The 13,424-nt window shown below is 73.7% G+C and carries 13 protein-coding genes; 9 read left to right on the top strand and 4 right to left on the bottom strand.

Features of this window, described 5'->3' with window-relative positions; all coding sequences use genetic code 11:
- The first annotated feature begins 224 nt into the window (after nucleotides 1–224).
- On the top strand, nucleotides 225–1,304 hold the full coding sequence (locus FHX81_RS34185; protein WP_141982641.1) for a hypothetical protein: 1,080 nt from the start codon (nucleotides 225–227) through the stop codon (nucleotides 1,302–1,304).
- A 523-nt stretch (nucleotides 1,305–1,827) separates the two neighbouring features.
- Entirely contained in the window at nucleotides 1,828–2,253 is a 426-nt protein-coding gene (locus FHX81_RS42330) for a ribonuclease domain-containing protein (protein ID WP_141982640.1), read from the top strand.
- A gap of 66 nt (nucleotides 2,254–2,319) precedes the next feature.
- Here the strand turns inward: FHX81_RS42330 and FHX81_RS34175 are convergent, their stop codons facing one another.
- Both FHX81_RS34175 and FHX81_RS34170 read right to left on the bottom strand, forming a co-directional pair.
- Entirely contained in the window at nucleotides 2,320–3,738 is a 1,419-nt protein-coding gene (locus tag FHX81_RS34175) for a flavin-containing monooxygenase (RefSeq protein ID WP_141982639.1), read from the bottom strand.
- Complete coding sequence (locus FHX81_RS34170) at nucleotides 3,735–4,460, bottom strand: hypothetical protein (protein ID WP_141982638.1); 726 nt, start codon at nucleotides 4,458–4,460, stop codon at nucleotides 3,735–3,737. The genes FHX81_RS34175 and FHX81_RS34170 overlap by 4 nt, the downstream gene beginning before the upstream one ends.
- Before the next feature lie 135 nt (nucleotides 4,461–4,595).
- On the opposite strand from FHX81_RS34170, the gene FHX81_RS34165 reads away from it, so the two are divergent.
- Together FHX81_RS34165 and mtnK are read left to right on the top strand one after the other, a co-directional pair.
- Nucleotides 4,596–6,068, top strand: a complete 1,473-nt coding sequence (locus FHX81_RS34165) for a flavin monoamine oxidase family protein (RefSeq protein WP_141982637.1) — start codon at nucleotides 4,596–4,598, stop codon at nucleotides 6,066–6,068.
- A gap of 28 nt (nucleotides 6,069–6,096) precedes the next feature.
- Nucleotides 6,097–7,344, top strand: a complete 1,248-nt coding sequence (gene mtnK, locus FHX81_RS34160; RefSeq protein WP_170232265.1) for an S-methyl-5-thioribose kinase — start codon at nucleotides 6,097–6,099, stop codon at nucleotides 7,342–7,344.
- A 118-nt stretch (nucleotides 7,345–7,462) separates the two neighbouring features.
- On the opposite strand, the gene FHX81_RS34155 is transcribed toward mtnK, so the two are convergent.
- Complete coding sequence (locus FHX81_RS34155) at nucleotides 7,463–9,586, bottom strand: transglycosylase domain-containing protein (RefSeq protein WP_246108112.1); 2,124 nt, start codon at nucleotides 9,584–9,586, stop codon at nucleotides 7,463–7,465.
- Nucleotides 9,583–10,068: an SPW repeat domain-containing protein gene (locus FHX81_RS34150; RefSeq protein WP_170232264.1), complete on the bottom strand. Its 486-nt coding sequence runs from the start codon at nucleotides 10,066–10,068 to the stop codon at nucleotides 9,583–9,585. The genes FHX81_RS34155 and FHX81_RS34150 overlap by 4 nt, the downstream gene beginning before the upstream one ends.
- A gap of 361 nt (nucleotides 10,069–10,429) precedes the next feature.
- Between FHX81_RS34150 and FHX81_RS34145 the strand changes: the two genes are divergently transcribed.
- The 5 genes from FHX81_RS34145 to FHX81_RS34125 all read left to right on the top strand — a co-directional run bounded on the left by FHX81_RS34145 (nucleotide 10,430) and on the right by FHX81_RS34125 (nucleotide 13,252).
- The gene (locus tag FHX81_RS34145; protein ID WP_141982633.1) at nucleotides 10,430–10,717 is read left to right on the top strand and encodes a hypothetical protein; all 288 of its coding nucleotides are present in this window, start codon (nucleotides 10,430–10,432) and stop codon (nucleotides 10,715–10,717) included.
- A gap of 11 nt (nucleotides 10,718–10,728) precedes the next feature.
- Nucleotides 10,729–11,016: an iron-sulfur cluster biosynthesis protein gene (locus FHX81_RS34140; protein ID WP_141982632.1), complete on the top strand. Its 288-nt coding sequence runs from the start codon at nucleotides 10,729–10,731 to the stop codon at nucleotides 11,014–11,016.
- Between the two features lie 102 nt (nucleotides 11,017–11,118).
- Nucleotides 11,119–11,667 carry a response regulator transcription factor gene (locus FHX81_RS34135; protein WP_141982631.1) on the top strand — a complete coding sequence of 183 codons (549 nt, stop codon included), beginning with the start codon at nucleotides 11,119–11,121 and terminating at the stop codon, nucleotides 11,665–11,667.
- Nucleotides 11,667–13,034 (top strand): sensor histidine kinase, encoded by a 1,368-nt coding sequence (locus FHX81_RS34130; protein WP_141982630.1) that lies wholly within the window; start codon nucleotides 11,667–11,669, stop codon nucleotides 13,032–13,034. Before FHX81_RS34135 ends, FHX81_RS34130 begins: the two co-directional genes overlap by 1 nt.
- Nucleotides 13,031–13,252, top strand: a complete 222-nt coding sequence (locus tag FHX81_RS34125) for a hypothetical protein (RefSeq protein WP_141982629.1) — start codon at nucleotides 13,031–13,033, stop codon at nucleotides 13,250–13,252. Before FHX81_RS34130 ends, FHX81_RS34125 begins: the two co-directional genes overlap by 4 nt.
- Nucleotides 13,253–13,424 lie beyond the last annotated feature (172 nt).

Genomic DNA, 13,424 nt, shown 5'->3' with positions numbered 1-13,424 from the left:
CTTTCACCGGCTTGATCTCACATGCGCTCGGTTCTCGCATCGAGACGTGCGGAGTTCGCGTTATCGGCCGTTGTGCAGTTGTGACGTTGCGTGGCGAATTGCTCGCGATCTCCGCTCAGCACCGCCGCGTTACTGCTCCCATCGGGTGACACATTCCGCGATGAATCGTCGCCTGATACGAAAAGTACGGAATGCGGAAATCGTCGAGGACTTAGGGTTCCGGCGTGCCTGGTCGCGAAGTGGTCATCATCGGCAGCGTCGACGCGAACCGCGAGTTCGACCCGCCCGTCCACCACCCCGAACTCGCCCGTGCGGCGTGCGAGCAGCTCGGCGCGGAGCTGGCCGCCGCCGACTGGGACATCGTCGTGTTCTCCGACGACCCCGGCTTCATCGAGCACTCCGTCGTGCGCGGGTACCTGGCCGGGGCCGAGAAGGGCAGGCGACGTCGTGGTCGGGTGATCATGCGCGCGCCGCGCCGCAAACTGCACCGGGCGTTCACCGAGGAGGGCATCGGCGCCCGGATCGAGTACCAGCCCGACACCAACGACGAGTGGGAGGTGTCGTTCTACCGGTCGCTGTTCTCCGCGGACGGCGTGCTGCTGGTGGGCGGTGGCCGGTCGACGCACATCGCCGGGATCCTCGCACTGACGCGGGGGATCCCCACCGTGCCGCTGGCGGCCTTCGGCGGCAGCGCGGGACTGGTCTGGTCGAAGATGAAGTCGCTGCGTGAGGACACCACCGACGAGGACATCGCCGTGCTGGGCAGCCCTTGGGGGCCCGGCTCGGCCCGGCAGGCCGTTGCCGTGCTCGACCGGCAGCACGAGCGCCGCGGCACGTCGCCCGGTCCCGCCGTCGCGGAGGAACGACGCCGACGCCGTGCGCACGTCCTCGGCAGCGTCACGGCCATCGCGGCACTGCTGCTGGCCGTCGCGACCCTTCCCCTGTCCTCGGCGTGGCGGTCACCGATGGCCGCGTTGTCGCTGCTGATGTCCGGACCGGTGCTCGGCGCGGTGGGCGGCGCACTGCTGCGCGACCGGGTGTCCAATCCGCTCGACCACCTGTGGGCGGTGGCACGGGGGCTGGGCGCCGGGCTGCTCTCCGCGCTGCTCTACGTCGCCTCGCAACTGCTGACCACACCGGACCTGTTCGACCGGCTCGACGCGACTCGGCTGCTCTGGTTCGTCATCCCGCTGGGCATCGCGGCGGGCCTGACGTCCGAGACGGTGTACGCGAAAGTGCGCAAGGCGCAGATCGTGGACGTCACGGCGCTGGGAGCGGCACCGCCGCCGACAGCGGGCGCGTGACCGGTCGTCCTCACACGGCCGCGGTCCACCGACCACGTCATTCCCACCCTCCGGGTGGTCGGGACGCCGCACTCGTCGACAGCGGCTGTGACCGGGCCGGCCACGGCGACGGCGTGGAGTCCGGCGGAGGTCGAGGCCTCGTCGCCCGTTGTGACAACCCCGTGTGGGGGACCCGGCGCGACTGGCGCCCCGAGTCGTGGGCGTTGCGTGCACGACGCCGACCCGCATGGATGGTGATCGGGGTGAACCGGTCGGCGCGGGCTTTCGGCCGCCGGGTCGCGGCAGGACAGTGGGGCGGACAGACCTGATCCGCCCGAGTCCGGCTCGATGAGCCCGCGAGAGGTGCCGACACGTGCAACCGGGAGACGGCCGACCGCGACGGCGAACGCCGACACCATCGGGCACAGGCGGTGTCGAGGAGACCGGGCCCTCGCACGACTCGAAGAGCGACCCCCCGTGGTCACAGCACATCCCGCGACGACGTCCCGCGCGTCACGGCACCGCGCCGCGAGAAAGGAACCCCGTGAAGATCCACATCGGACACCGCGTCCGCCGATCCCTGACCGTGCTCGCCGCGGTCGCACTCGGACTCACGTCGGCCACCGCCGCACCGCTGTCCGCCGCACCACGCCCGGCGACCACGGCGCAGGTCCGAGCGGTACCCCAGGACGCCTACGTCGCCTACGGACGCTGGATGGCCGAGGACTGGCCGCAGGAACGCAAGTGGTACACCATCGACGACAGGAACTGCTACGCCGGAGGCAGGTTCCGCAACTTCGAAGGCCACTTGCCCGCCGACGGCGACTACTACGAGTACGACATACACTGCTACACCACCGTTCCCCCGCCGGGCGGCCGAGGCCCGGAACGGATCGTCGTGGACATGGACTCCACACCACCCCGCGGCTACTACACCGGCGATCACTACCGCACGTTCGAACCCCTGTGACCTCCCGCCCGGCTCCGACCGACCGGTCCTGCGTGGTCGCGCACCGCCGGTCACCGCTCCGGCCGATCACGCCGGGTGGTGCGAACCCCGGTCGGATCCCTCCCGCCGGGGCGGGCGCGCGGCGCGCGCCGGGACGAACCCGGACCGGTCGACCTTCCCTGCCCGGGTCGCCCGTCGTGGGCCGGACCGGTCGCGGAGAGCGCGCAGGTAGCGGGGCACATCGATGTGGAGGGGGTCGGCGGGGCCGGTGCCGTGGAGGTGGGCGGTGCGGGCCAGGTGGGCGTCGATCTCGGCGGTCATCGCCGGGAGGTCCGGTGTCGTGGTCGCACCGCGGACGAGGTCGGCGATCCACCGCGCTTGCGCCTCGAAGACCGGGGTCAGCGCGCCGAGCGGGTGGACGACCCCGCGCACGAACCCGGCGAAGTAGAGGCCGGGGCGGTGTGGCGGGACGACCCGGAGGTACAGCGCGATCCGCCCGTCGGCCTGGCACAGCACCTCCTCGGGCACCACGGTCGTGTCCGGGCGGTAGCCGGTGCAGTAGACGACGGCGTCGAACTCACGGCTCGTCCCGTCCGCGAAGTGCACGGTCGCGTGGTCCACGCCGCGGACCGCCGGGGCGGCGGTGACGGCGCCTCGGGCGATGTGCTCCAGCAGGTCGTCGGAGACGACCAGGGGCTCGGTCAGCACCCGCTCCGCCGGTTCGGGCAGGCCGTACGCGGTCAGCGGGCCGCGTCGGGCGTGCAGGACGGCCTCCGCGAGCAGGCGCCGCGCCCCGAACGGCAGGACGGTCCACCACCACCGGTGGCGCAGTTCGTCCCAGGGCACTCCCAGCAGCCGGCGCGGGACCACGTGTGCGCCGCGTCGCGCCGACAGGACGGTGCTCGTCGCCACGCGGGAGACGTCGGCCGCGATGTCGCAGGCGGAGTTGCCCAGTCCCAGCACGAGCACGCGACGGCCCCGGTAGGGGTCCGCGCCGTGGTAGTCCAGGGTGTGGACCACCGGTCCGGGGAAGGAGTCGATGCCGGGGATCGGCGGCTCCGGCAGCCGCGGTGTCCAGTGGTGGCCCGCGGCGACCACGACGTGCGCGAAGCGCCGGACCCGCGTTGCGCCCCGGTGGTCGCGGGTGGTGACGTCCCAGGCGCCGGACCCGTGGGGGCGGACGTGCTCGACGGCGGTGCGCAGCTCGACCCGGTCGCGGAAGGGGCGGGCGCAGGCGTCGAGGTAGGCGGCGACCTGGTCGTGGCGCGGGTGCGTCGGGTAGGCCTCGGGCATGGGGGCCCAGCTGAACGCCGTGGGTCCTTTGGAGGTGTTCAGGCGCAACGACGGGTAGGCCGGGCCGGCCGAGTAGCTCCAGAGGCCGCCGATGCCCGTCCCGCGGTCCAGCCAGGTGAAGGGGACGCCCCGGACGTGCAGCTCGTGGGTGACGGCGAGCCCGGCGAAGCCCGCGCCGACCACGCACACCCCGGCGTCCCGGCCGCCGGTCATCGCGGTTGCGGCACGACCATGTCGAGCGCGGGCGCGTGGCCGTCGTGCCGCCGTTCGGCCGGGGCGTGGCGCAGTGCGGCGAACTTCTCGCCGATGGGCCGGATCACCCGTTGTTCCACCTGGTAGTAGCTGGTGAGGGTGGCCAGCGGCACGCGGCGCAGGAACCAGTGGCCGGTGAGGTTGCAGCCGATGGCGACGTGACTGCGGAAGTTGCCGGTGAGCCAGCCGTCGACCTCGGCCTCGAAGGTCCGTTCCAGCCGGAAGAAGTTGAACAGGCTCTGGGCGGTGACGTGGACGGTCTCGGTGTCGTCGTCCGGGTGCGGCTCGGCGACACCGAACCAGCACTCGGGCTGCGCGGCGTCCTCGACGTAGGCGTCGTTGAACCCCAGCCACGGCCAGACGAAGGCGATCAGCCGGGTTCGGGCGGTGAGCAGGTCGTCGGGTGCCTGCCCCTCGGGCACGTGGTCGGCGTCGACGTAGGACCGCCCGAGCCAGGTCGGGGTCCACAGGTAGTAGGGATAGGCGCTCTCGTCGGAGAGCAGGTAGCTGTTGGCGTTGGAGAACAGCTCGTTGCCCCCGACCGGGCGCAGTCGCACGCCGTACTCGGGCAGGGCGAACCGGACCGAGAGGACCTCGAAGAAGGCGCGGATGTCCCGGTAGTACTCGGTGAGCCGGTGGTAGCCGGCGGCGGCTTCGGCGAGCACGGCTTCACGGAAGATCACGGCGCCTCACTTCCGGCGTACCCGCCGATCGGGTCCTCCGGCAGGGGTCGCCCTCGTCCACCATTTGATCACTTCACGTGACGAGCACTGTACACCAAGTCACGGACTCGCACATGGCGTACAGTAACGACCCTGATGCGGAGCGTGCACGAGGGTGACGTGCTCGACGCGGCCGTGGTGGGAGCCGGCCCGGCGGGCTGCTACAGCGCGTACCGGCTCGCGGGCGCGGGCAGGTCGGTCGCCCTCTACGAGCGGTCCGACCGGATCGGCGGCCGGCTGTGGTCGGTCTCGCCCCGGCACGCCCCCGATCTCGTGGCCGACCTCGGCGCGATGCGGGTGCACCGCGGGCTGAGGCCGGTGCTCGGACTGCTCCACGCGCTGGGCCTCGACGGCGACCTGGTCCCGTTCTCGTTCTCCCGCCCGGAGAACCTGGTGCAGCGGCACGGTGTGGTCACCCGCGCGCGGGAGGTCCGCCCGGTCCCCGACGACCTGGTGGCGCAGGCCGCCGAACGCCTGGTCCCCGGGTTCGCGGACCTGCGCCGCCGCACGCACGAGGCCCGCGGCGACCGTGCGCGGGAGGACGTGCTGGCAACCTTCCGCCGCCGCCGGGACCGGGTCCGGCTCGCGGACCGGCCGCTGGGCCGGCTGACCTGGCCCCAGGCCCTCGACTTCGCGCTGGGCGCGAACGCGGTCGCGTTCCTCCACGACGTCGGCGGGTACGACCTCCGCCACAGCGGTGAGAGCGCCGCCGCCCGGCTGGACCTGCTCCTGCGCACCCCGCCCGACGCCGAGTACCTCACCCTGCGGCACGGGATGCAGAGCGTGACCGACGCCCTGCACGCCGGGTTCACCGCCGCCGGCGGCCACACGCGCACCGGCAGCGGGCTGCTGCGCCTGGACCGGGAGTCCGGTCACTACCGCTTGACCTTCGCCGGACTCCCGCCGGCCCGCGCCCGCGCGGTGGTCCTCGCACTCCCCCCGGAGGCCCTGCGCGACCTCGACCCGGACGGGCTGCCGGTCCCCCGGCGGCTGCACCGCGCGCTGGACGCGGTCGAGGCCGTGCCCGCCTTCAAGCTCTTCCTGCTCTACGCGCGACCGTGGTGGCGACGCCTGGCCATGACCGAAGGCCGCAGCACCACCGACACCGCGCTGCGGCAACTCTGGTACGGCGGCACCGGCCCGTCGACCGCCGCGGACGGCCCGGCACTGGTGCTGGCCGCCTATCCCAGTGGCCGGTGCACGCGCGCCTGGACGCCCTACCGGGACAGCCGGCCGCACCACGCCGCCGGACCCGCGCCGACCCCGGCCGCGGCGATGGTGGACCACGCGCACGCCTTGCTGGCCCGCATGCACCGCCTGCCCGACCTCGACCGTCCACTGGACGCCTGGTGGGCCGACTGGAGCGCCGCCTGGCACGTGTGGCGGCCCGGACACGACGCCCGCGACCACGCGCCCGTCGCCCGCCACCCCCTGGCCGGCGAACGGGTGCACGTCGTCAGCGACTGCTGGACCCCGGACCCGGGGTCGCTCGAAGGCACGCTCACCTCGGCCGAAGACGTCCTGCGCACGTGCTTCGGCCTGCCCGTCCCCTCGTGGTGGCGCCCGTGACCACCACGTCGACCGCGCGGAGGACACCGTGGGAACCGAGACCCCGCCGGATCTCGCGGACATCGCCGCCCGGGTCGCCGCCGTCCCCGTGCTCGCCGAGCGGCTCGGTGGCGACCCGGCACGCTGGGAGGTGCGGGAGATCGGCGACGGGAACGTCAACTCCGTGTTCTCCCTGCACGGCCCCGACGGCGCGGTCTGCGTGAAGCAGGCACCGCCGTTCGTGCGCGTCGCCGGACCGTCCTGGCCCCTGACCCCGCACCGCGCCCACTACGAGCACCGCGCGCTGCAGGAACACCGCCGCCACGCCCCCGACCACGTGCCCGAGCCCTTGCACCACGACCCGGGATCCCACCTGCAGGCCATCGAGTACCTCGACGGGCACGTCGTGCTCCGCCAGGCGCTCATCGCCGGCCCGCCACCCGACCGCCTCGGCCACCAGCTCGGCGACTACCTCGCCCGAACCCTCTTCCACACCAGCGACCTCGCGCTGCCCGCGCACCGCAAACGGGCGCTGGTGGCCGAGTTCGAGGGCAACACCGAGATGTGCGCGATCATGGAGCAGATGGTCTTCACCGAGATCTACCACCCGTTCCACCGCAACCGGTGGACCAGCCCCCACCTCGACGCCGACGTCCGGCGCCTGCGCGCCGACACCGCCGTGCTCATCGCGGTCGCCCGCCTCAAGGACCGCTACCTGACCAGCAGGCAGGCACTGCTGCACGGCGACCTGCACACCGGCTCGATCATGGTCTCCGACCACGCCACCCACGTCATCGACCAGGAGTTCGCCTGCTTCGGCCCCATGGGGTTCGACATCGGCAACCTGCTCGCCCACCTGCTCATCAACTACTTCGCCGCCACCCCACCGGCCCGGGGTGACGAAACCGCCGCCCAGACCCGGCTCCTGGAGACCGTCGGGACGGTGTGGACCGTGTTCGCCACCCGCTTCACCGACCTCTGGCGCACCACACCGACCGGCGACTCCTACCCCGCCGCGCTCTTCCCCGCCGGCACGGACACCTTGCACGCCGAACGCCTCCGCTACCTGGACGAGGTCTTCCGCGACACCACCGGCTTCTGCGCCGCGGAGATCGTGCGGCGCGTCATCGGCTTCGCCCGCCCCGCCGACTTCACCACGATCGAGGACGCCGCCCGTCGAGCCACGTGCGAGCGCGGTGCCCTGCGCCTGGCCCGCACTCTGCTGCTCGACGACCACCACGACATCCACGACGTCATCGAGGCCGCCCGCCGGTCCCGACACCACGCCGGCCGCTGACGGACCCGCACGGCGCCCGCCACATCACCCCCGGGCGTCCTGAGTTCTTCCTCCGACGTGCCCGTGGCCGGGCACCGGAAATCCCCGTCGTGCCCTCCACCTGGCCGCGAGGCGTGGCTCATCCGCCACCGGTGCTCGTCCGGTGGGTGCGCGGGAGCGGCGGGAGGGGAGTCGCGGGCAGGTCGCCGTGGATCTGCGTCATGGCGTCGAACCAGGTGTGGGCCGGGACGGTGCCCCCGTAGAGGTTGCCCCCGGCACACAACCTCGGCGCACCCACCCCGACGCAGACGGGGCGGGGCTGCGGGCTGTCGTTGAACGTCTGCACCGCGCCCGCGTGGTCCATCGTCGCGCCGAGGAACGCCGCCGACTTGTACTCCTCGGTGGTGCCGGTCTTGCCGATCATCGGCCGGGTCCACCCGTGCCGCCGGGCCGCCGGGGCGGCGGTGCCGCGGTCCTCGTCGTCGCTCAACGCCGTCGCCAAGGCGTCGGCCACCGGTTCGGGCACGGCCTGCTCGCACGGTGACGCCGGGAGGTCCACGACTTCCCCGTGCCGGTCGACGACCTCGACGACCGGTGTCGGTGCGCACCAGGTGCCGCCGCTGACGATCGTGGCGGCGACGTTGGCCAGCTCCAGGGTGCTCGACGGGGCGGGGCCGAGGGTGAAGGAGGCGTTCCGCCGGCCGGTGAAGAACTCGGCTTGGTCGACCCGCAGCTCGGCTCGGGGCGACCGCGGGTCGGGCACGGTGCCGGCGATGGTGCCGGCCAGGGTGCGGCGCATGCCGAGCCTGCGCGCCACGTCGACCACCGCGTCCAGGCCGACCTCCTCCTCCAGGATGACGAAGGCGGTGTTGGGCGAGGTGGCCAGCGCTCGGCGCAGCGTCATGCGCGGCGGGTAGTCGGCGTTGTGGTTGCGCAGGCAGTACCAGCGCGTGTCCGGCTCCCCTGTGGACGGACAGCCCGGCGCGCCACCCTTGAACACCCGGGAGGTGTAGGAGGTGGGCGAGTCGATGACCGAGTCGGGGCCGTAGCCCTGCTCCAGGGCCGCGGCGGCGGTGAAGACCTTGTAGACCGAGCCGGCGCCGAACGCGTTGGCCACCCCGGAGGGCAGGTCGAGCATGGTCTGGAACCGCCCGGCGTCCGGGCCGTGGTCGCGGTTGGCCACCAGCGCGGTCACCGCGTGCCGCTCACGACCGGGCTCCACCACGGCCATCGTGTTGGCGACACCGGGGGTGTCACGGGGGACCTGCGTCCGCACCGCCCGTTCGGCGGCGGCGCTGACCTCCCGGTCCAGGGTGGTGCGGACGGTGTAGCCGCCGGTCTCCAACCGCTCCGGGCCGAGGCCCTGGGCGATCAGGTGGTCGATCACGTAGGAGCAGAAGAAGCCGAGTCCCGGGTCGGCGCCCACGCACCCGTTGGGCAGGGGCCGCACCGGGGTTCGCACGCCCAGCGGTTCCCGCTTGGCCTGTTCCGCCACCTCCGGGACCAGCATGCGGTACCGCGCCATGAGGTCGATGACGAGGTCGCGGCGCCGCAGGGCCGCCTCGGGGTGGTGTTCGGGGTGCAGCGCCGCCGGGCTGTTGACCAAGGCCGCCAGCAGTGCGGCCTGCGGCACGGTCAGGCGGTCCGGTGTGGTGCCGAAGTAGGTCCGGGCCGCCGCCGCCACGCCGTAGGTCCCGGCCCCGAACGGCACCGTGTTGAGGTAGCGGGTCAGGATCTCGTCCTTGGACATACGCCGCTCCAAGGCCACGGCAGCACGGATCTCCCGGACCTTGCGCTCGGGGGTGCGCATCCGCGCCTGCGCCCGGCGCACCGGGTCGTGCCGGGCTTCCACGTGGACCAGGTGGTTCTTGACGTACTGCTGGGTCAGCGTCGACGCACCCTGCACCACCTGACCGGAGGCGTAGTTGCGCACCGCCGCCCGCGCGGTGGCCACCCAGTCCACACCGCGGTGCTCGTAGAACCGGTGGTCCTCCACGGCCACGACGGCGTCCTTCATCGCCTGCGAGATCTCCTCCGAGGCCACGAGCACGCGGTACTGGTCGTAGAGGTGGGCGAACGGCTCGCCGTCGGCGTCGACCAAGGTGGTCACCGTCGGCGGTTCGACGTCGGCGAACGGCGTGACCGGGCCCGTGAAGCGATCACCGGCCCGTGCGAGCAGCACGCCGGCCCCGCCCACGACCGGGAACAGCACCCCGGCCAGCAGGACACCCGCCACCAGGCACAGCCCCACGAGACGCGTCATCGTTCCCCTCTCCACCGACGCACCCGGCGGGGACGCGCACGACGCCGCTCCCACCGGGACGGCCTGGCCCGCGTCGGGCTGCGCGAGCACGACCGCTCCACTGCCACCGCCACACCGGCCGGCGACAGCACGACCACCACCAGGCCGACCACGACCTGGTTGGCCACCACCGAGCTGCCGGCGCCGTGGCCGAGCACGAACGGCGAGGCCACCTCCCACACGCCCAGCAACCCGGTCGTCCCGCCGGACCACGGCGCGATCCGGGGCACCGCCGCGCCGGTGATCGCGACGATCGCGACGACGGCGCCGACCACACCGTCGTTGACCACCGCACCGCCGTCGGGATACTCCAGGACCGAGGGCGCGAGCACCAGCCACACCCCTGCGGCCGCCACCACCGCGCCTGGTCCGGGTGCGCCCCGGCGGGTGGTCAACCGCGCGGCGCGCCGGCAGTCCGGTCCACCACTCGGGTATCGGCCCACGACGTCACCCGACCGCGCCCACCGACCGGAGGACCGCCGCAGGACTTCCGGACGCCGCCATCGGACCCGTCCGCACCGCCGTGCTGTCACCGCTCGTCATGGTCAGCCGGGTTCCCGGGACACCCGCCGGGAACCTTGCGACCACCTTGCGGCCGCCGACCGGCAGGTCCGACCCGCGTACCGGGTCCGACGGTGCCCGCACCGCCACCGGTCGCACCTGACGATCAGCTTGCGATTCCGGCGCCCGCCGAGCCCCGCGCCTGACGTTCTCCTTGCGGAGCAACGCAATTCCTCCTGTGAGCGGAGAGCTCGACCTAGTCTCGGCGCTGACCGCATCAGAGGGACGGAAGGAGATGGACCGGTGCTCGACATCGACACCACGGCCGTCCAGGCCATCGACGAGCTGACCACCGCCACCGGCGTGGGACGGCAGGGCGGCCTGCGGATCGCGGCGGCGGGCCGGACCCCGGACCGGGACTTCGACCTGTCGATCGAGCCGCACCCGGAGGTCGACGACGTGGTCGTCGCGCACGGCGACGCCCGCGTGTTCCTCGACCCCTGTGCCGCGCGGGCGTTGGCGGACAAGGTGCTCGACGTCCGCAAGCGCCACGCCGGGCGGTTCCACTTCGGCGTCTACCCCCAGGCTTGAGAGGAGTGCCCGTGCTGGACATCACCCACGCGGCCGGCGCGGTCATCGACGGGCTGGCCCCCGCCACGGACGACGGCCGCGGCGGCCTGCGGATCGGCTGGTCGGAGCGGGACGGGGTGCGGGCGATCACCCTGGCCGTCGCCGCCCGACCCGTGCCGCAGGACGAGGTGGTCACCGCGCCGACCGGCAGCCGGATCTTCCTCGCCCCACCCGCGGCGCGGTACTTGCGCGACAAGCTCCTGGACGTCCGCATGGACGTCGACGGCCGCTTCCGCTTCGCGTTCAGCCACAAGCACTGACGCGCGGCGGGTTCGGTGAGCGACCTCGCGATCAGCTCGCGCCGCCCGGCCCGCAGCTCCGGCCGGGCGGCGGATCCGGCACCGCGCGACGAGAATCGGACGATGACCCTCTCCGTGCTGCTGGTCGACGACGAGCACACCAGACAGGCGCTCGGCCTCGCGCTCGACGACGAGGGTCTCACCGTCACCGACGCCGTATCGCGGGAGGACGCCCTCGCGCTGCTGGGCACCACGACGTTCGACGTGGTGCTGCCCGCCCGCACCGACGCGTCCGACGTCACCGAACCGCTGACGGCCGGCGTGCTCGCGGCCCGCATCCGGGCACTGCTGCGCCGCACCAGCCGCCACGACGAAGCCCTCCGGCTCGGCGAGCCGGAGGTCCAGCCGCAGACGAGCACCGCGCTGCGCGCGGGCGAGCAGGTGCACCTCACCCGCACCGGGTTCCGGCTGCCGGTAGAGCCGGCCTCGGCGGACGGCCGGGCGGTCCGCCGCGAGCGGCTGCCCCAGCGCGGGTGGGGCTACGACCACGTCGGCGACGCCCGCCTGCTCGACGTCCACCTCCGACGCCCGCGCGGCAAGGTCGAGGCCGGCCCCGACGCCCCCGAGCCGGTCGTCACCGTGCGCGGGGTCGGCTGCCGGGTGGCCGGCTGATGCCCCGGCTGTCCCTGCGCTGGCGGGTCGCGGTGGTGCTGGGCATCGGCTCGCTGCTGCTCACCAGTGCGCTGGCCGTGCTGGTGTGGAACCTGACCTCGGGGTACATGCTCAGGCAGCGGGAGCAGAGCGCGATCAGGCAGGCACAGGTCAACGTCCGCCTGGTCGACGAGGCGCTGCGCACCGGCTCCGACGGGCTGGAGGACCTGCTGACCGGCCTGACCACCGGGCCGGACTCCACCGTCCTGCTCTACCGGACCGGCCAGGTGCTGACCAGCGGCAGGCAGGTCGACCCCCGCGTGCTGCCCGACGAGCTGGTGGAGCTCGGCCGCCACGACACGCCGGCCGGCCAACGGCTGGTCGTCGACGGCATCCCCGTGCTGGCGGTCAGCCTGCCCATCGACTCCACCGACGGCGCCTACGTCGAACTCGCGCCGCTCGTGCAGCTCGACCAGACGTTCCGCTTCCTCAGCATCCTGCTGATCACCGGCACCGTGGTCAACGGCCTGCTCAGCGTCGCGCTGGGTTCGTGGGCGAGCAGGCGCGCCCTGCGCCCGCTGACCACGCTGACGGCCGCCGCTTCGCGCATCGCGGGCGGCGACCTCAAGGCCCGCCTGCCCACGCAGACCGACCCCGACCTGACCCACCTGGCGACCACGTTCAACTCCACCGCCGACGCCTTGGAGCAGCGGGTGCTGCGCGACGCCCGGTTCGCCGGCGACGTCAGCCACGAGCTGCGCTCACCCCTGACCACCATGGTCAACGCCGCCGCCGTGCTGCGCCGCCGGCGCGCCGAGATCCCCGGCACCGCCGGCCGCGCGCTGGACCTGCTCACCTCCGAGGTCGACCGGTTCGCCGACATGGTGGTCGACCTGCTGGAGATCTCCCGCGCCGACCAGCAGGCCGACGACACCGACCTGGAGGTCATCGACCTCGCCTCCCTGGTCGACAACGTCCTCGACTCCCGTCCCGGCACCGAGGTCCCCGTCCGCACCGGACGACCCGACCCCCAGGTCCTGGTCCTGGGGGACCGCCGCCGCCTGGACCGGGTGGTGGACAACCTGCTCGACAACGCCGAGCGCCACGCCGGCGGCGCGGTGCGCGTCGCCGTCCTCACCCGGGACGGCCGCGCCAGGCTGGAGGTCGACGACGCGGGCCCCGGCGTGCCGCCCGGGCTGCGCGACCGCATCTTCCACCGCTTCGACCGCGGCACCCGCGCCGGCAGTCGCGGCACCGACACCGGCAGCGGCCTCGGCCTGGCCCTGGTCGCCCAGCACGTCCAGCGCCACGGCGGCTCGGTGTGGGTCGAGGAACGGCCCGGCGGCGGCGCCCGCTTCGTCGTGGAGATACCGGAGGCACGTCAGTGAAGACACCCGCGCTCCTGCTCGCCTGCCTGCTGCTCGCGGCCTGCGGCATCGCCACGCAGAGCGAACCACGACCGTTGACCACCCCTACAGCGCCCCCCGCCCCCACCCCGACCGTCACCCAGCGACCCGACCCGACGACCTCCAGCGCCACGACGACCACCGGTCGCACCGCGGAGCCGACACCGCTGTCCACGCGGAACGACCCGCGGCCCGGGTGAAGTCGGCCTCCGGCGATGCCGCGGCCGTACCGGACCGTGCGGCGGGTCGGCTGATCGCGGCCGGCGAGTCGGGGCGGGCGGTCTCGCGGGCACGGGACGCCTCGGCGCGATGCGGCGGTGCCGCGGAGGGGTGGCGGCCCGGTGGCGCCTGGTCACGCCGCGCAGTGGGCAC

This window comes from Saccharothrix saharensis, from assembly GCF_006716745.1.
Lineage (GTDB): Bacteria > Actinomycetota > Actinomycetes > Mycobacteriales > Pseudonocardiaceae > Actinosynnema > Actinosynnema saharense.
This window is presented reverse-complemented; position numbering and strand designations above follow the sequence as displayed.